We start from the raw sequence: 17,749 nt of genomic DNA on the forward strand, positions 1-17,749 counted from the left end.
ACTTCGAAATTTCTAGAAAAAATGGTACAATAGTTACAGTATATTTAGGAGATTAGTATGAGATTATTACCTATGAGAAAAATTTCTCGTCATTCAAAAAGATTGGCGCTTTTTTTGACTTTTTGTGCAGGCTATGTAGATGCCTATACGTTTATAGTAAGAGGGAATACCTTAGTCGCTGGGCAAACGGGGAATGTGGTATTTCTATCAGTCGGAATCGTTCAGAGAAATTTGGCTGATGCTGAAATAAAGATATTGACACTTTTATCTTTCATGTTAGGCGTTTTTTTGCTTACGATTTACAAGGAAAAACTTCGCATTGTTAAAAAACCCATTCTATCACTTGTTCCATTAGCTATTTTATCATTGATAATCGGCTTTGTTCCATTGAGTGTTGATAATATGTTTATTATTCCTCCTCTGGCTTTTTGTATGGGTCTCGTTACAACAGCTTTTGGAGAGGTTTCTGGAATTGCCTATAATAATGCCTTTATGACGGGAAATATCAAACGCACCATGTTAGCTTTTGGTGAATACGTCCGGACCAAGCATACAGCCTTTTTGATGGAAGGATTGATTTTTGTGAGCCTACTTGTTAGTTTCATTCTAGGAGTAGTATTTTCAGCTTACTTAACGATTATCTTCAACGAAAAAACAATTTTAGGTGTCCCTATCATGATGAGTATTTTTTATCTAAGTATGGTTTTATCTTCTTTGCGAAAAAAGTCTAATAAAAGGCTGAATTTTGAGTGAAAATACTTGTCAAAAATTTGGAATCATGCTATACTTGTAGAGTTGACTATGCACGATCCTGTGCAACCGCACGAACATCGTTGCTCGTCGTATAACAAATTTAAACTTCGTCATTATCGCCTTGCCTAACATAAGTTATGTCTTCGGCTCAATTCCTAGTTTATTCTTTGTTATACTAAGAGCTCTTCTTTTAAGTGGTTCGTCCCACGATGCTAGGCGAGTCTTCACAAAAATTCGGGGAAACCCCAAAAAATCATAGGAGGTGCATAATGAGCACATACGCAATTATCAAAACTGGCGGAAAACAAGTTAAAGTTGAAGTTGGTCAAGCAGTTTACGTTGAAAAATTGAACGTTGAAGCTGGTCAAGAAGTTACTTTTAACGAAGTTGTTCTTGTTGGTGGTGAAAACACTGTTGTCGGAACTCCACTTGTTGCTGGAGCTACTGTAGTTGGAACTGTTGAAAAACAAGGAAAACAAAAGAAAGTTGTTACTTACAAGTACAAACCTAAAAAAGGTAGCCACCGTAAACAAGGTCACCGTCAACCATACACTAAAGTTGTCATCAACGCAATCAACGCTTAATTTTAAGGAGAACACATGATACAAGCAGTCTTTGAGAGAGCCGAAGATGGCGAGCTGAGGAGTGCGGAGATTACTGGACACGCCGAGAGTGGCGAATACGGCCTAGATGTCGTGTGTGCATCGGTTTCTACGCTTGCCATAAACTTTATCAATTCCATTGAGAAATTTGCAGGCTATGAACCAATCTTAGAATTAAACGAAGATGAAGGTGGCTATCTGATGGTTGAAATTCCAAAAGATCTTCCTTCTCACCAGAGAGAAATGACACAATTATTCTTTGAATCATTTTTCTTAGGTATGGCAAACTTATCGGAGGACTCTTCTGAGTTCGTCCAAACCAGAGTTATCACAGAAAACTAACACGGAGGAAAACATTATGTTAAAAATGACTCTTAACAACTTGCAACTTTTCGCCCACAAAAAAGGTGGAGGTTCTACATCAAACGGACGCGATTCACAAGCTAAACGTCTTGGAGCTAAAGCAGCTGACGGACAAACTGTAACTGGTGGATCAATCCTTTACCGTCAACGTGGTACACACATCTATCCAGGTGTAAACGTTGGACGTGGTGGAGACGATACTTTGTTCGCTAAAGTTGAAGGCGTAGTACGTTTCGAACGTAAAGGTCGCGATAAGAAACAAGTTTCTGTTTACCCAATCGCTAAATAAGCATTAAAAAAGGCTTTCCAAGATTTTTGGAAAGCTTTTTTTCTTGAACAATTTTAGTATCAGTTATTTTTTATGTTTACTTCAGAAACTATTCTGAATCAATAAACTCTTAAGGAACTTATTTGATTTATTATGATAGATAATAAGAAAGAAATATGGTATAATATAGGGTGAGACCTTATGAATAAATAGTGAAAGAGTATATAAAAAATAATGAAAAAAATTGTCATTAACGGTGGGCGCCCATTAAAGGGTGAGATAACCATTAGCGGAGCGAAAAATAGTGTAGTAGCTCTAATTCCAGCTATTATTTTGTCAGATGATGTAGTTATTTTGGACTGTGTTCCAGACATCTCTGACGTTGCTAGTTTGGTTGATATCATGGAAATTATGGGTGCTAGTGTAAAGCGCTATGATGATGTTTTAGAGATTGATCCTCGTGGTGTTCAAAATAAACCAATGCCATATGGTAAAATCAACAGTCTTCGTGCATCCTATTATTTCTACGGTAGTCTTCTTGGACGTTTCGGTGAAGCAACAGTAGGTTTACCTGGTGGATGTGACTTGGGACCTCGTCCGATTGACTTGCATTTAAAAGCCTTCGAAGCAATGGGTGCTAAGACAACCTATGAGGGAGACAATATGAATCTCTCAACAAACGGCTCTAGATTACAAGGCGCTCATATTTATATGGATACTGTTAGTGTCGGAGCAACCATTAACACAATGCTTGCAGCGGTAAAAGCCCAAGGACGTACAGTCATTGAAAACGCGGCTAGAGAGCCTGAAATCATTGATGTAGCTACATTGTTAAATAATATGGGAGCTCATATTCGTGGTGCAGGTACAGATATGATTACTATCGATGGTGTTGAATCTCTACACGGTACACGCCATCAGGTAATTCCTGACCGTATTGAAGCAGGGACCTATATTGCAATGGCTGCTGCTGTGGGACAAGGAATTCGTATTAACAATGTACTTTATGAACACTTAGAAGGTTTTATTGCAAAACTTGAAGAAATGGGTGTTCATATGACTGTTTCTGAAGATAGTATCTTTGTTGAAGAGCAGAAAAATCTAAAAGCTGTTAATATCAAGACTGCTCCATATCCAGGATTTGCTACAGACCTTCAACAACCGATTACCCCTCTTTTGTTGAAAGCTGAAGGACGAGGAACACTGATTGATACCATTTATGAAAAACGTGTCAATCATGTCTTCGAATTAGCCAAAATGAATGCAGATATTTCTACAACGAATGACCATATTTTCTACAAGGGTGGCAATCCTTTACACGGTGCAAGTGTAAGAGCGACTGACTTACGTGCAGGAGCTGCCTTGGTTATTGCTGGATTAATGGCTGAAGGTAGAACAGAAATTACTAGTGTAGAGTTCATTTTAAGAGGCTACTCAAATATTATTGAAAAATTACGTAACCTTGGAGCAGATATTGAGCTAATCGAAGATTAGCCATTTTGAGGAACACAATGAATATCTGGACAAAATTAGCAATGTATTCTTTCTATGAGACGGAACGTTTGTATTTCCGTCCATTCTTTTTTACGGATGTAGATGACTTTCATGCTCTAGCATCAGACCCTGAAAATCTCCAATTTATTTTTCCTTCGCAAGCCAGCATTGAGGAAAGTCAATATGCTCTTTCTAACTACTTTATGAAATCACCTTTGGGAATTTGGGCGATTTGTGATAAGAAAGCACAGAAGATGATTGGAGCCATTAAGTTTGAAAAGCTGGATGAAATTCGTAAAGAAGCAGAAATTGGCTATTTTTTAAGGAAAGACTATTGGTCTCAGGGATATATGACGGAAGCAGTTACCAAATTACGTGATTTGTCTATGGATCAGTTTGAATTAAAGCAACTTTCTATTGTGACGCATTTAGAAAATAGTGCTAGTCAAAAGGTTGCACAAAAATCAGGCTTCGTTTTATATCGTCGTTTCAAGGGTAGTGACCGCTATACTCGTAAGATGCGGGATTATCTAGAATTTCGCTATACAAAAGGAGAGCTAAATGAGTAAACACCAAGAAATTTTAGCTTATTTAGAAGAATTACCAGTCGGAAAACGGGTCAGTGTTCGAAGTATTTCAAATAGGCTGGGAGTGAGTGATGGTACAGCTTATCGTGCTATCAAAGAAGCTGAAAATAGAGGATTGGTTGAAACACGTCCTCGAAGTGGAACTGTCCGTGTCAAGTCCAAAAAAGTTGCCATTGAGAGATTAACCTATGCAGAAATTGCAGAAGTCACTGGTTCGGAAATTTTAGCTGGCCAAGCAGGTTTGGAGAGAGAATTCAGTAAATTCTCCATTGGAGCCATGACAGAAAAGAATATTCTTTCTTATCTTCATGATGGTGGTCTACTTATTGTCGGTGACAGAACACGAATCCAATTATTGGCACTTGAGAATGAAAATGCTGTCTTGGTAACAGGTGGATTTGAAGTTCATAAAGATGTTTTGGATGCTGCTAATAAGAAAAATATCCCAGTGTTACGCAGTAAACATGACACATTTACCATTGCAACCATGATTAACCGAGCTTTGTCAAATGTACAAATAAAGACAGATATTTTAACTGTTGAAAAAATCTATCGTACTTGTCATGAATATGGTTTTTTACAGGAAACGGATACTGTTAAAGATTACTTAGATTTAGTTCGTAAGAATAGAAGTAGTCGCTTCCCTGTTATCAATCAGCATAAGGTTGTTGTGGGTGTCGTGACCATGCGTGATGCTGGAGATAAATCACCAGGGACTACCATTGATAAGGTCATGACAAGAACTGTCTACATGACCGGTTTAGCCACAAATATTGCTAACGTGAGCCAGAGAATGATTGCAGAAGATTTTGAAATGGTACCTGTTGTACGGAGCAATCAAACCTTGCTTGGTGTCATAACTAGACGTGATGTCATGGAAAAAATGAGTCGTTCTCAGGTCTCAACTTTACCAACCTTTTCAGAACAGATTGGACAGAAGTTATCTTATCATCATGATGAAGTTGTTATTACAGTTGAACCCTTTATGTTAGAAAAAAATGGTGTTCTGGCTAATGGTGTTCTTTCAGAAATCTTGACTCATATGACGCAAGACTTGGTCGTTAATAGCGGGCGTAACCTTATCATTGAACAAATGTTGATTTACTTCTTACAGGCTGTTCAGATTGATGATGTTCTACGTATTCAAGCTAGAATAATTCATCATACGAGACGATCGGCTATTATTGATTATGACATTTATCTCAATCATCAAATTGTATCAAAAGCAAATGTAACTGTAAAAATTAATTAGAATCTAGGAGAAAACATGATTACATTAAAATCAGCTAGAGAAATCGAAGCTATGGATAAGGCTGGTGATTTTCTTGCAAGTATCCACATTGGCTTGCGTGATATCATCAAGCCAGGTGTTGATATGTGGGAAGTAGAAGAGTATGTTCGCCGTCGTTGTAAAGAAGAGAATTTCCTTCCACTACAGATTGGTGTTGATGGAGCAATGATGGACTATCCATATGCAACCTGCTGTTCGCTCAATGACGAAGTAGCACATGCCTTCCCTCGCCATTATATCCTCAAAGAGGGTGACCTTCTCAAGGTTGATATGGTCCTTGGTGGGCCAATCGCGAAGTCTGACCTCAATGTTTCTAAACTCAATTTTAACAACGTTGAGCAGATGAAAAAATACACTCAAAACTATACGGGTGGATTAGCTGATTCTTGTTGGGCATACGCAGTTGGTAAACCATCAGAAGAAGTTAAAAACTTGATGGACGTGACCAAGGAAGCTATGTATAAGGGTATCGAGAAAGCTGTTGTTGGCAACCGAATTGGTGATATTGGTGCAGCTATTCAAGAATATGCTGAAAGTCGTGGATACGGTGTTGTTCGTGATCTTGTAGGACACGGTGTTGGCCCAACTATGCATGAAGAACCAATGGTTCCTAACTATGGTGTAGCTGGTCGTGGTCTCCGTCTTCGAGAAGGTATGGTTTTGACAATCGAACCTATGATCAATACAGGTGATTGGGAAATCGATACAGACATGAAAACAGGCTGGGCTCACAAAACTATCGACGGTGGTCTATCATGTCAGTATGAACACCAGTTTGTTATTACCAAGGATGGACCTGTAATCTTGACAAGTCAAGGTGAAGAAGGAACTTATTAATAAAAAAGGGGAGCTGAGCTCCTTTTTTTATTCGTTAAAGTTGAAATAAAATTTGCGTAGCAGATATCTTACAAACGTTTTCTTTTATAGTAAAATAAAAGATAACTATATGAAAGAAGGTTCTTAATTGGAAAGTATTATATTTTTTATCTCTGTATTTTTAGCTGGGGTTTTATCGTTTTTCTCACCCTGCATATTTCCTTTATTACCAGTCTATGCAGGTGTTTTGTTAGATGATCAAGAGCAGTCAAAGACATTTCGGTTTTTAGGTAAAGATGTTGCCTGGTCAGGATTAATTCGGACATTCTGTTTTATCGCAGGTATCTCTCTGATTTTCTTTATTCTAGGGTTTGGAGCAGGATTTCTCGGCAACTTACTCTATGCTGATTGGTTTCGTTATGTTATGGGTGGTATTATTATCATACTAGGCTTACATCAGATGGAAATCCTTCATTTACAAAAATTAGAGTTCCAAAAAACAGTAAGATTTGATCAAAAACAGTCTAGTAAATATCTATCAGCCTTTCTATTAGGTATTAGCTTCAGCTTTGGTTGGACTCCATGTATTGGTCCAGTTTTAAGTTCAATTTTAGCATTAGCTGCCTCAGGAGGAAATGGAGCTCTTCAAGGGGCCTTATTAACCCTAGTTTATACTCTTGGAATGGCGCTTCCATTTTTAGTATTGGCCTTGGCATCAGGTCTCATCATGCCTTATTTTAGTAGAATTAAATCTCACCTACTCTTACTGAAAAGAATTGGTGGTTTACTAATTATTCTCATGGGAATTTTATTAATGTTGGGACAGTTAAATGTCTTATCCGGAATATTAGGATAAAAGGAGTTATCTATGAAAAAAATAATCTATTTTGGACTTAGTTTCTTATCTATCTTTCTTTTGATTGCTTGTGGCAAGGAAGAGAAGGAATCAAGTCAGGAAAATCAAACGACTCAAACACAGCAACAAGCAACGGTTAAGCAAATTGCTGTAGGAGCAGAAGCGCCGGATTTCACGCTCCAATCGATGGATGGAAAAGAAGTCAAACTATCTGATTTTAAAGGTAAAAAAGTTTATCTAAAATTCTGGGCTTCTTGGTGCGGACCATGTAAAAAAAGTATGCCAGAACTAATGGAACTTGCTGCAAAAGAAGATCGTGATTTTGAAATATTATCTATTATTGCACCAGGCCTTCAAGGTGAAAAAACCATAGACCAATTTCCAAAATGGTTTGAGGAGCAGGGCTATAAGGATATTCCTGTCCTATATGACACCAAGGGGACAACCTTCCAAGCCTATCAGATTCGAAGCATTCCAACAGAATTTCTAATCGATTCAAATGGTAAAATTGCCAAAATCCAAATAGGTGCAATTAGTAATGCAGATGCAGAAGCGGCGTTTGCACAAATGAATTAACGTTATAAAAAAATGTCTAGACTGTTTTGTCTAGACATTTCTTTTTTTAAAAATTTAATTGAATTAGTTTTTAGAAGCAGCTTGGAATTCTGGGTTTTTCCATGCTTCGTCAATAATTTCTTGTAATTCACGAGCAGAAAGTTGCATTTTTTGAGTTTCAGCGTCGTTCAATGGGATGTTAACTGGGCGAACGATACCATGCGCACCAACGATAGCTGGTTGACCGATAAAGACGTTTTCAACTCCGTATTGTCCTTCTTGGAAGACTGAAAGTGGAAGAACCGCATTTTCATCATCAAGGATAGCTTTTGTGATACGAGCAAGAGCAACTGCGATACCGTAGTATGTAGCACCTTTTTTGTTGATGATTGAGTAAGCAGCGTCACGAACTGAGATGAAGAGTTCAACAAGGTCAGCTTCATTCAAGTCACGGTTAGCTTGCAACCATTGTTCCAATTTAACACCGGCAACGTTAGCGTGTGACCAAACAGCAAACTCAGAGTCACCGTGTTCACCCATGATGTAGGCGTGAACTGAACGTGCATCAACACCGATAGTTTCAGCAAGTGCTTGACGGAAACGAGCTGAGTCAAGTGAAGTACCTGAACCGATAACACGTTCTTTAGGGAAACCTGAGAATTTCCAAGTTGAGTAAGTTAAAATGTCAACTGGGTTAGCAGCAACAAGGAAGATACCGTCAAATCCAGATGCAACAACTTGTTCAACGATTGATTTGTTGATAGCAAGGTTTTTTCCAACAAGATCAAGACGAGTTTCACCTGGTTTTTGTGGAGCACCAGCAGTGATAACTACAAGGTCTGCATCCGCACAGTCTTCGTACTTAGCTGCATAGATTTTTTTAGGTGAAGTAAAAGCTAGCGCGTGGCTAAGGTCTTCAGCATCACCAACTGCTTTTTCAAACAATTGAGGAATCTCAATGATACCAAGTTCTTGTGCAATTCCTTGTGTTACGAGGGCAAAAGCGTAAGATGAACCTACGGCACCGTCACCGACGAGGATAACTTTTTTGTGTTGTTTAGTTGCTGTCATTTGTCTAAACATCTCCTTTATTTTATTAAGTGGGAAACCCATTTGATTTCATTCTATCACTTTTGCTAAGCTTTGTCACGGATATACCTTCGTGATAAATATGTAAACGTTTTACACGTGTTGTTAGACTGTAAAATAGTACAAACTATGGTATAATATATCTAGTTACTAATAGTGAAATGAGGCATTTTTTAATGCAAGATAAAAATTTAGTGAATGTCAATCTGACCAAGGAGATGAAGACTAGCTTTATCGACTACGCCATGAGTGTAATCGTATCGCGTGCTCTTCCTGATGTTCGTGATGGGTTGAAACCTGTTCATCGTCGTATTTTGTACGGAATGAACGAATTAGGAGTTACGCCTGATAAACCTCATAAGAAATCTGCCCGTATTACAGGGGACGTAATGGGTAAATACCACCCACACGGGGATTCATCTATCTATGAAGCTATGGTTCGTATGGCTCAATGGTGGAGCTACCGCTACATGCTTGTAGATGGGCACGGTAACTTTGGTTCTATGGACGGTGATGGTGCTGCCGCGCAACGTTATACCGAAGCACGTATGAGCAAGATTGCTCTTGAAATGCTTCGCGATATCAATAAAAATACTGTTGATTTTGTTGATAACTATGATGCCAACGAGCGCGAACCTGTTGTTTTACCAGCTCGTTTCCCAAATCTTTTGGTCAATGGTGCCACAGGTATTGCCGTTGGAATGGCGACCAATATTCCACCTCATAATTTGGGTGAAACCATTGATGCTGTTAAACTCGTCATGGATAATCCTGAAGTTACAACCAAAGATTTGATGGAAGTTTTGCCTGGTCCAGACTTCCCAACTGGTGCCCTAGTTATGGGTAAATCAGGTATTCATAAGGCTTATGAGACTGGTAAGGGATCTATTGTTCTTCGTTCTCGTACGGAAATTGAAGAAACTAAAACAGGTCGCGAACGTATCGTTGTTACTGAATTCCCATATATGGTCAACAAAACCAAAGTACATGAACATATTGTGCGCTTAGTTCAGGAAAAACGTATCGATGGAATTACAGCTGTTCGTGATGAATCTAACCGTGAAGGTGTTCGCTTTGTTATTGAAGTTAGACGCGATGCATCAGCTAATGTTATTTTGAACAACTTATTCAAGATGACTCAGATGCAGACTAGCTTTGGTTTTAACATGCTTGCTATCCAAAATGGTGTTCCAAAGATTTTATCGCTTCGCCAAATCTTGGATGCATACATTGAGCACCAAAAAGAAGTTGTGACTCGTCGCACTCAATTTGATAAAGAAAAAGCTGAGGCACGCGCGCATATCTTGGAAGGTTTGCTAATTGCTCTGGATCATATTGATGAAGTCATTCGTATCATCCGTTCCAGCGAAACTGACCAAGAAGCTCAAGCGGAATTGATGAGCAAGTTCAAGCTATCTGAACGTCAAAGCCAAGCAATCCTAGACATGCGTCTCCGTCGTTTGACTGGCTTGGAGCGTGATAAGATTCAATCTGAATATGATGACCTCATTGCTTTGATTGCCGACTTAGCAGATATTCTTGCAAAACCAGAACGTGTGGCTCAAATCATCAAGGAAGAATTGGATGAAGTCAAACGCAAGTATGAAGATAAACGCCGTACTGAGTTAATGGTTGGTGAAGTCTTGACGCTTGAAGATGAAGACTTGATTGAAGAGTCTGATGTTCTTATCACTCTATCAAATAAAGGTTATATTAAACGTTTGGACCAAGACGAGTTTACTGCCCAAAAACGTGGTGGACGTGGCGTACAGGGAACAGGAGTCAAGGACGATGACTTTGTCCGTGAGTTGGTTTCTACCAGCACCCATGATCACTTGCTCTTCTTTACCAACAAAGGTCGTGTCTATCGTTTGAAAGGTTATGAAATCCCAGAATATGGTCGTACAGCCAAGGGATTGCCTGTAGTTAACCTCTTGAAACTGGATGAGGGAGAAAGCATCCAAACTATCATTAATGTCGAATCAGAACGTAGTGATGATGCATACATCTTCTTTACGACCCGAGCAGGTATTGTTAAGAGAACTAGCGTTAAAGAATTTGCCAACATTCGTCAAAATGGTCTAAAAGCCTTGAATTTGAAAGATGAGGACGAATTGATTAATGTTCTTCTTACTCAAGAAGATACTGATATCATTATCGGTACTAAGTTAGGCTATGCAGTTCGTTTCAACCAGTCATCCGTTCGTAGCATGAGTCGTAGTGCAACTGGTGTTAAAGGAGTGAATCTTCGTGAAGGTGATGCTGTAGTTGGCGCTAGAGTGATTACCGATCAAGATGAAGTTCTTATCATTACTGAAAAAGGATACGGTAAGCGTACAGTTGCCACTGAATATCCAACTAAAGGTCGTGCTGGTAAAGGTATGAAGACCGCTAATATTACTGATAAAAACGGTCAACTTGCAGGCCTACTAACAGTAAAAGGTGACGAAGATTTGATGGTTATCACAGATACTGGTGTCATGATTCGTACAAATGTTGCCAATATTTCTCAAACTGGACGTTCAACCATGGGAGTTAAGGTTATGCGTTTAGATGAGAACGCTAAGATTGTAACCTTTACTACAGTTGCAGCAGCTGAGAAAGAAGAAGTTGGGGCAGACAACGAAACAGAAAGTGAAGAATAATGTCTCAAAAAAGAACTAAGAGTAAAAAAAATAAACGTAAGAATCTGCTGATTAATATTTTAGCTGGCTTTCTAATCCTTTTGTCTCTAGCCTTGATTTTTAACTCAAAGATTCGTAATATCTTTATGGTTTGGAATACTAACAAGTATCAAGTTAGTCAAGTCTCTAAAGAGAAGCTTGAAGAGAACAATGGTGCAGAAGGAAATTTTGATTTTAATTCCGTGAAGGCTATTTCTTCGGAGGCTGTTTTATCATCCCAATGGGATGCACAACAGTTGCCTGTTATAGGTGGAATTGCAGTTCCTGAAGTAGAAATCAACTTGCCAATCTTTAAAGGTTTGGACAATGTAAACTTGTTCTACGGAGCAGGAACCATGAAACCAAATCAAAAAATGGGTGAAGGAAATTATTCTCTAGCTAGTCACCATATCTTTACAGCTGAGAATGCTAGCCAAATGCTATTTTCTCCTTTGGTTAATGCCAAAGAAGGAATGAAGATTTATCTGACTGATAAGGATAAAGTTTATACCTACGAAATTCGGGAAGTGAAACACGTAACCCCAGATCGAGTTGATGAAATTGATGATCGTGAAGGTATCAATGAAATTACCTTGGTCACTTGTGTAGACTATGATGCAACCGAACGGATTATCGTAAAGGGAGATTTAAAAGAAATCAAATCTTATTCAGACACTCCGTCAGATGTCTTGGCAGCATTTAATAAACCGTATAAACAAAGATATTAATTTGTAAATTTTAGAAAAAGGTTCGCTAATGATAGCGACCTTTTTTCTTGTCAATTTCAGAAAATAGATAAGGTAAAGACTTTTCAATTTTTCTAAAAAGTAGTATAATGTTTCTATTATAGAAATTTTTAGAAAATTCCAAAAGAGGTTTGTTATGGGATATACAGTTGCTGTTGTCGGTGCTACAGGTGCCGTTGGTGCTCAAATGATCAAAATGTTGGAAGAATCAACTCTTCCAATCGATAAGATTCGCTACCTTGCGTCTGCACGTTCTGCAGGAAAGGTCTTGCAATTCAAGGGCCAAGATGTGACTATTGAAGAAACAACAGAAGAAGCTTTTGAAGGAGTTGATATTGCTCTCTTCTCTGCTGGTGGTTCAACTTCTGCAAAATACGCACCTTATGCTGTTAAAGCAGGGGCAGTAGTAGTAGATAACACTTCTTATTTCCGTCAAAATCCAGATGTGCCATTGGTTGTTCCTGAAGTAAACGCCCATGCTCTGGATGCTCATAACGGGATCATCGCATGTCCTAACTGTTCAACTATTCAAATGATGGTAGCTCTTGAACCAGTTCGTCAAAAATGGGGCTTAGACCGTATCATCGTTTCAACTTATCAAGCTGTTTCAGGTGCTGGTATGGGAGCCATTCTTGAGACACAACGTGAATTGCGTGAAGTCTTGAATGATGGTGTAAATCCACGTGATTTGCATGCGGAAATCTTGCCATCAGGTGGCGATAAGAAACACTATCCAATTGCTTTTAATGCCCTTCCTCAAATTGACGTCTTCACTGATAATGACTACACTTATGAAGAAATGAAGATGACAAAGGAAACTAAGAAAATCATGGAAGACGATAGCATTGCCGTTTCAGCAACTTGCGTGCGTATTCCTGTCTTGTCAGCTCACTCTGAGTCTGTTTACATTGAAACAAAAGAAGTGGCTCCAATCGATGAAGTCAAAGCTGCGATTGCTGCCTTTCCAGGTGCAGTTCTTGAAGACGATGTGGCTCACCAAATCTATCCACAAGCTATCAATGCGGTTGGTTCTCGCGATACCTTTGTCGGACGTATCCGTAAAGACTTGGATGCTGAAAAAGGGATCCACATGTGGGTGGTGTCTGATAACCTTCTTAAAGGTGCTGCTTGGAACTCAGTTCAAATTGCAGAAACTTTACATGAACGTGGTTTGGTTCGTCCAACTACAGAATTAAAATTTGAATTGAAATAGGGAGCAAAACAGAAATCAGTAACTCGAAGAGTTTGATTTCTTCCTCGCTTTTATAATTTAAGGCTCAGGCTATAAAAGTCCACCGGACTTTTATACTCCCCCCGCACAGTTGATTAGTAAGTACGAATGTTGCAAACATGAGTAGTTCCAATCAACCACTGCGTTATGAAACAGAAACCAGTAACTCGAAGAGTTTGATTTCTTCCTCTTATTTTATGTACATAACAGGAGGCAAAGGCAAGTATGCCCCAGCCTCTTTCTTATATAGAGAAAGGTTTTTTCTATGGCTTATCAAGATTTAAAAGAGTGTAAAATTATCACGGCTTTTATTACCCCTTTTCATGAAGATGGGTCAATAAATTTCGACGCTATTCCAAAATTGATTGAACATCTATTGGCACATCACACAGACGGAATTCTCTTGGCGGGGACGACTGCTGAGAGTCCGACTCTTACTCACGATGAGGAGTTGCAATTGTTTGCAGCTGTTCAGAAGGTTGTTAATGGACGTGTTCCTTTAATTGCTGGTGTTGGTACTAATGATACACGCGACTCTATTGAGTTCGTCAAAGAAGTAGCAGAATTTGGAGGCTTTGCGGCTGGTCTTGCGATTGTTCCTTACTACAATAAACCATCTCAAGAAGGAATGTATCAACACTTTAAAGCTATTGCAGATGCTTCTGATTTACCCATCATTATCTATAATATTCCAGGTCGTGTAGTAGTTGAGTTGACACCAGAAACCATGCTTCGCTTAGCGGAACATCCAAATATCATTGGTGTCAAGGAATGTACCAGCCTTGCAAATATGGCTTATTTGATTGAGCACAAACCAGAAGAATTCTTGATCTACACTGGTGAAGATGGAGATGCTTTCCATGCTATGAACCTTGGTGCTGATGGGGTTATCTCTGTTGCTTCTCATACCAATGGTGATGAAATGTATGAAATGTTCACTGCGATTGAAGAGAGTGATATGAAGAAGGCTGCAGCTATTCAACGTAAGTTTATTCCCAAAGTTAATGCTCTCTTCTCATACCCAAGTCCTGCACCTGTTAAGGCAGTCCTCAACTATATGGGATTTGAAGCTGGTCCAACTCGCCTCCCATTGGTTCCTGCGCCTGAAGAGGATGCTAAACGCATTATCAAGGTTGTTATTGACGGAGACTATGAGGCGACTAAAGCGACTGTCACTGGAGTTCTTCGACCTGATTATTAAGATAACAAATATAAAAAGAAACTTCCTACAAGTAAAAATTGTTGGGAGTTTTTTTCTTTTTCTACGAATATATAAATAGAGAGAGGATAACAAGGAGTTAATAATGAAGATTAAGATTGATAATTTTGAGATTTATAAGTTAAAGCAAGCAGGTTTAAGTAATCAGCAGGTTCTAAAAGTACTTCAATACGGAGAAATTTATGATCAGGAATTGAGTTTAGAGACAATCGCTGAAGCCTCAGAGTGTCGTAATCCAGTAGTTTTTATGGAGCGGTACCATAAACTGACTTTTGAAAGCATGGAACGCCTGAAGAAAGATTTTGAAAAGTTCCCATCATTTTCAATTTTGGATGATGTTTATCCCATTTCACTCAGTGAAATTTATGATGCACCTGTATTGCTTTTTTATAAAGGAGATTTAAATCTCTTGAAATTACCCAAGGTTGCAGTTGTAGGTAGTCGCTCTTGTAGTCAAATTGGAACCAAATCAGTCCGTAAAATCATTGAAGAATTGGAAAATGAATTAGTTGTGGTGAGTGGACTTGCTAGAGGAATTGATACAGCAGCCCATATGTCTGTTCTACAAACTGGGGGCAAAACGATTGGCATTATTGGGACTGGTTTAGATGTCTATTATCCCCGCTCCAATAAACGCCTTCAAGAATACATTGGAGAACATCATTTGCTTCTAAGCGAGTACGGTCCAGGAGAAGAACCTTTGAAATATCACTTTCCTGCCAGAAATCGCATTATTGCAGGATTGTGTCGAGGAGTCATCGTTGCAGAAGCTAAAATGAGATCTGGTAGCTTAATCACTTGTGAGCGTGCCATGGAGGAAGGTAGAGATGTCTTTGCGATTCCAGGTTCCATTTTAGATGGACGCTCAGACGGCTGTCATCATTTAATCCAAGAAGGAGCAAAACTAGCAACATGTGGGCAGGATATACTAGCAGAATTTGAATTTTAATGAATGAAATGATTTCATTTAGCAAACTTTTCTTCTATTATATGGGTGTTATGTCTTGACAGGTTTTTAAAAATGGTTTACACTTTATAAAGTTTAATTACTTTGAGAAGGTGTGATACTGTGGTAACGGCAACCAAAAAGAAAAAATCAACAAGTAAAAAAAATCTTGTAATCGTGGAGTCGCCTGCTAAGGCGAAAACGATTGAGAAATATCTAGGACGTAATTATAAGGTTTTAGCCAGCGTAGGACATATTCGTGATTTGAAAAAATCAAGTATGTCAGTTGACGTGGAAAATAATTACGAACCGCAATATATCAATATTCGTGGGAAAGGTCCTCTCATCAATGATTTGAAAAAAGAAGCTAAGAAAGCCAATAAAGTCTTTCTTGCAAGTGACCCGGACCGGGAAGGGGAGGCTATTTCATGGCATTTAGCGCATATTTTAGATCTAGACGAGAATGATACCAACCGTGTTGTTTTCAACGAGATTACCAAAGATGCAGTAAAAAATGCCTTTAAAGAACCTCGTAAAATCAATATGGATTTGGTCGATGCCCAACAAGCCCGTCGTGTTTTGGACCGTTTAGTGGGGTATTCAATTTCACCAATTCTTTGGAAAAAGGTTAAAAAAGGCTTATCAGCAGGACGTGTTCAGTCTGTTGCTCTTAAGCTAATCATTGATCGTGAAAATGAAATCAATGCCTTCCAACCAGAAGAATATTGGACGATTGATGGTGTTTTTAAAAAAGGTACCAAGCAATTCCAAGCTTCTTTTTATGGAATGAATGGCAAGAAGATGAAGTTGACTACCAATGATGAAGTCAAAAAAGTTTTATCTCATTTGAACAGCAAGGATTTTACAGTTGATCAAGTAGATAAAAAGGAAAGAAAGCGCAATGCTCCTCTTCCATATACAACGTCTTCTATGCAGATGGATGCTGCTAACAAGATTAACTTCCGTACTCGAAAGACGATGATGGTTGCTCAGCAACTCTATGAAGGAATCAATATCGGTACAGGTGTCCAAGGTTTGATCACCTATATGCGTACGGATTCTACTCGTATCAGTCCAGTTGCTCAGAATGAAGCCGCTAGCTACATCAATGAACGTTTTGGTAGTATGTATTCTAAACATGGTAGCAAGGTGAAAAATGCCTCTGGCGCTCAAGACGCCCACGAAGCTATTCGTCCTTCAAGTGTCTTTAATACACCTGAGAAAATTGCTAAGTATTTGGATAAAGACCAGCTAAAACTTTATACCCTTATCTGGAACCGCTTTGTAGCGAGTCAAATGACTGGTGCAATTTTTGATACCATGGCTGTTAAACTTTCACAAAATGGTGTTCAATTCGCGGCGAATGGTAGTCAGGTTAAGTTTGATGGTTATTTAGCCATTTACAATGATTCTGATAAGAATAAGATGCTGCCAGATATGAAGGTGGGTGATGTTGTTAAACAGGTTAATAGCAAACCTGAACAACATTTCACACAACCACCGGCACGATATTCAGAAGCAACACTGATTAAAACCTTGGAAGAAAATGGAGTTGGACGTCCATCTACCTATGCTCCAACCATTGAAACAATCCAAAAACGTTACTATGTAAGACTAGCATCTAAACGCTTTGAACCAACTGATTTGGGACAAGTTGTTAACAAGCTGATTGTCGAATATTTCCCAGACATTGTTAACGTGAAGTTTACCGCTGAAATGGAAGGTAAACTGGACGATGTTGAGGTCGGAAAAGAAGAGTGGCAACGGGTTATTGATGAATTTTACAAACCATTCTCTAAAGAGGTCGCAAAAGCTGAAGCAGAGATGGAAAAAATTCAAATCAAGGATGAGCCAGCTGGATTTGACTGTGAAGTTTGTGGTAGTCCTATGGTAATTAAGATTGGACGCTTCGGTAAGTTTTACGCATGTAGTAATTTTCCAGATTGTCGACATACGCAAGCCATTGTTAAAGAAGTCGGTGTTACATGTCCAAATTGTCATCAAGGGCAAATTATCGAACGTAAAACCAAACGTAATCGTATTTTCTATGGATGCAATCGTTATCCAGAATGTGAGTTTACCTCTTGGGATAAACCTGTTGGACGTGATTGTCCTAAATGTGGTCATTTCCTCATGGAGAAAAAAATCCGTGGTGGTGGGAAACAGATTGTATGTAGCAATGGTGACTACGAAGAAGAAAAGATTAAATAAAAATAATTAGGGCTGAAATGATAATTTCAGCTCTTTTTAATTTAAACTTGACAGATTTT

The 17,749-nt window shown here is 38.8% G+C and carries 17 protein-coding genes and 1 other annotated feature; of the genes, 16 read left to right on the plus strand and 1 reads right to left on the minus strand.

Going from position 1 to position 17,749, the window contains the following annotated elements:
- Window positions 1-57 precede the first annotated feature (57 nt).
- From KBU52_RS01765 to sdbB, 10 genes are all read left to right on the plus strand, one after another.
- Complete coding sequence (locus KBU52_RS01765; RefSeq protein WP_254724112.1) at window positions 58-753, plus strand: YoaK family protein; 696 nt, start codon at window positions 58-60, stop codon at window positions 751-753.
- A 54-nt stretch (window positions 754-807) separates the two neighbouring features.
- Window positions 808-987: a sequence feature (ribosomal protein L21 leader region), on the plus strand.
- 35 nt (window positions 988-1,022) lie between these two features.
- Window positions 1,023-1,337 carry a 50S ribosomal protein L21 gene (rplU, locus tag KBU52_RS01770; protein ID WP_000109141.1) on the plus strand — a complete coding sequence of 105 codons (315 nt, stop codon included), beginning with the start codon at window positions 1,023-1,025 and terminating at the stop codon, window positions 1,335-1,337.
- A gap of 15 nt (window positions 1,338-1,352) precedes the next feature.
- Window positions 1,353-1,697 carry a ribosomal-processing cysteine protease Prp gene (locus tag KBU52_RS01775; RefSeq protein WP_000613698.1) on the plus strand — a complete coding sequence of 115 codons (345 nt, stop codon included), beginning with the start codon at window positions 1,353-1,355 and terminating at the stop codon, window positions 1,695-1,697.
- 16 nt (window positions 1,698-1,713) lie between these two features.
- Entirely contained in the window at window positions 1,714-2,007 is a 294-nt protein-coding gene (gene rpmA, locus KBU52_RS01780; protein ID WP_000916509.1) for a 50S ribosomal protein L27, read from the plus strand.
- 213 nt (window positions 2,008-2,220) lie between these two features.
- Window positions 2,221-3,480, plus strand: coding sequence for a UDP-N-acetylglucosamine 1-carboxyvinyltransferase (locus KBU52_RS01785; RefSeq protein ID WP_254724113.1), 1,260 nt, complete (start codon window positions 2,221-2,223; stop codon window positions 3,478-3,480).
- 17 nt (window positions 3,481-3,497) lie between these two features.
- Window positions 3,498-4,049: a GNAT family N-acetyltransferase gene (locus KBU52_RS01790; RefSeq protein WP_254724114.1), complete on the plus strand. Its 552-nt coding sequence runs from the start codon at window positions 3,498-3,500 to the stop codon at window positions 4,047-4,049.
- Window positions 4,042-5,319, plus strand: coding sequence for a CBS-HotDog domain-containing transcription factor SpxR (spxR, locus tag KBU52_RS01795; protein ID WP_254724115.1), 1,278 nt, complete (start codon window positions 4,042-4,044; stop codon window positions 5,317-5,319). Before KBU52_RS01790 ends, spxR begins: the two co-directional genes overlap by 8 nt.
- Before the next feature lie 15 nt (window positions 5,320-5,334).
- The gene (locus tag KBU52_RS01800; RefSeq protein WP_254724116.1) at window positions 5,335-6,195 is read left to right on the plus strand and encodes a methionyl aminopeptidase; all 861 of its coding nucleotides are present in this window, start codon (window positions 5,335-5,337) and stop codon (window positions 6,193-6,195) included.
- Between the two features lie 127 nt (window positions 6,196-6,322).
- The gene (ccdA2, locus tag KBU52_RS01805; RefSeq protein ID WP_254724117.1) at window positions 6,323-7,030 is read left to right on the plus strand and encodes a thiol-disulfide oxidoreductase-associated membrane protein CcdA2; all 708 of its coding nucleotides are present in this window, start codon (window positions 6,323-6,325) and stop codon (window positions 7,028-7,030) included.
- Window positions 7,031-7,042: 12 nt separating this feature from the next.
- A complete protein-coding gene (gene sdbB / locus KBU52_RS01810) occupies window positions 7,043-7,606 on the plus strand; it encodes a thiol-disulfide oxidoreductase-associated lipoprotein SdbB (RefSeq protein WP_254724118.1) in 564 nt (187 codons plus the stop codon).
- Window positions 7,607-7,669: 63 nt separating this feature from the next.
- On the opposite strand, the gene KBU52_RS01815 is transcribed toward sdbB, so the two are convergent.
- On the minus strand, window positions 7,670-8,656 hold the full coding sequence (locus KBU52_RS01815; RefSeq protein ID WP_004253416.1) for an L-lactate dehydrogenase: 987 nt from the start codon (window positions 8,654-8,656) through the stop codon (window positions 7,670-7,672).
- A 194-nt stretch (window positions 8,657-8,850) separates the two neighbouring features.
- On the opposite strand from KBU52_RS01815, the gene gyrA reads away from it, so the two are divergent.
- The 6 genes from gyrA to topA all read left to right on the plus strand — a co-directional run bounded on the left by gyrA (window position 8,851) and on the right by topA (window position 17,690).
- Window positions 8,851-11,319: a DNA gyrase subunit A gene (gene gyrA, locus KBU52_RS01820; RefSeq protein ID WP_254724119.1), complete on the plus strand. Its 2,469-nt coding sequence runs from the start codon at window positions 8,851-8,853 to the stop codon at window positions 11,317-11,319.
- Complete coding sequence (locus KBU52_RS01825; RefSeq protein ID WP_036757611.1) at window positions 11,319-12,065, plus strand: class A sortase; 747 nt, start codon at window positions 11,319-11,321, stop codon at window positions 12,063-12,065. The genes gyrA and KBU52_RS01825 overlap by 1 nt, the downstream gene beginning before the upstream one ends.
- A gap of 154 nt (window positions 12,066-12,219) precedes the next feature.
- Window positions 12,220-13,296, plus strand: a complete 1,077-nt coding sequence (locus KBU52_RS01830; protein WP_254724120.1) for an aspartate-semialdehyde dehydrogenase — start codon at window positions 12,220-12,222, stop codon at window positions 13,294-13,296.
- A 283-nt stretch (window positions 13,297-13,579) separates the two neighbouring features.
- A complete protein-coding gene (dapA, locus tag KBU52_RS01835) occupies window positions 13,580-14,515 on the plus strand; it encodes a 4-hydroxy-tetrahydrodipicolinate synthase (protein ID WP_036757606.1) in 936 nt (311 codons plus the stop codon).
- A 109-nt stretch (window positions 14,516-14,624) separates the two neighbouring features.
- The gene (dprA, locus tag KBU52_RS01840; RefSeq protein WP_367618085.1) at window positions 14,625-15,482 is read left to right on the plus strand and encodes a DNA-processing protein DprA; all 858 of its coding nucleotides are present in this window, start codon (window positions 14,625-14,627) and stop codon (window positions 15,480-15,482) included.
- 120 nt (window positions 15,483-15,602) lie between these two features.
- Window positions 15,603-17,690, plus strand: coding sequence for a type I DNA topoisomerase (gene topA, locus KBU52_RS01845; RefSeq protein WP_254724121.1), 2,088 nt, complete (start codon window positions 15,603-15,605; stop codon window positions 17,688-17,690).
- The last annotated feature ends 59 nt before the right edge of the window (window positions 17,691-17,749 follow it).

This window comes from Streptococcus sp. 9.1(2021) (genome assembly GCF_030466425.1).
Lineage (GTDB): Bacteria > Bacillota > Bacilli > Lactobacillales > Streptococcaceae > Streptococcus > Streptococcus wuxiensis.

Excerpts from the sequence above, each read along its gene's own strand:
- KBU52_RS01765 (WP_254724112.1), top strand. The coding sequence starts at position 58 with ATGAGATTATTACCTATGAGAAAAATTTCTCGTCATTCAAAAAGATTG.
- rplU (WP_000109141.1), top strand. The coding sequence starts at position 1,023 with ATGAGCACATACGCAATTATCAAAACTGGCGGAAAACAAGTTAAAGTT.
- KBU52_RS01775 (WP_000613698.1), top strand. The coding sequence starts at position 1,353 with ATGATACAAGCAGTCTTTGAGAGAGCCGAAGATGGCGAGCTGAGGAGT.
- rpmA (WP_000916509.1), top strand. The coding sequence starts at position 1,714 with ATGTTAAAAATGACTCTTAACAACTTGCAACTTTTCGCCCACAAAAAA.
- KBU52_RS01785 (WP_254724113.1), top strand. The coding sequence starts at position 2,221 with ATGAAAAAAATTGTCATTAACGGTGGGCGCCCATTAAAGGGTGAGATA.
- KBU52_RS01790 (WP_254724114.1), top strand. The coding sequence starts at position 3,498 with ATGAATATCTGGACAAAATTAGCAATGTATTCTTTCTATGAGACGGAA.
- spxR (WP_254724115.1), top strand. The coding sequence starts at position 4,042 with ATGAGTAAACACCAAGAAATTTTAGCTTATTTAGAAGAATTACCAGTC.
- KBU52_RS01800 (WP_254724116.1), top strand. The coding sequence starts at position 5,335 with ATGATTACATTAAAATCAGCTAGAGAAATCGAAGCTATGGATAAGGCT.
- sdbB (WP_254724118.1), top strand. The coding sequence starts at position 7,043 with ATGAAAAAAATAATCTATTTTGGACTTAGTTTCTTATCTATCTTTCTT.
- KBU52_RS01815 (WP_004253416.1), bottom strand. The coding sequence starts at position 8,656 with ATGACAGCAACTAAACAACACAAAAAAGTTATCCTCGTCGGTGACGGT.
- gyrA (WP_254724119.1), top strand. The coding sequence starts at position 8,851 with ATGCAAGATAAAAATTTAGTGAATGTCAATCTGACCAAGGAGATGAAG.
- KBU52_RS01825 (WP_036757611.1), top strand. The coding sequence starts at position 11,319 with ATGTCTCAAAAAAGAACTAAGAGTAAAAAAAATAAACGTAAGAATCTG.
- KBU52_RS01830 (WP_254724120.1), top strand. The coding sequence starts at position 12,220 with ATGGGATATACAGTTGCTGTTGTCGGTGCTACAGGTGCCGTTGGTGCT.
- dapA (WP_036757606.1), top strand. The coding sequence starts at position 13,580 with ATGGCTTATCAAGATTTAAAAGAGTGTAAAATTATCACGGCTTTTATT.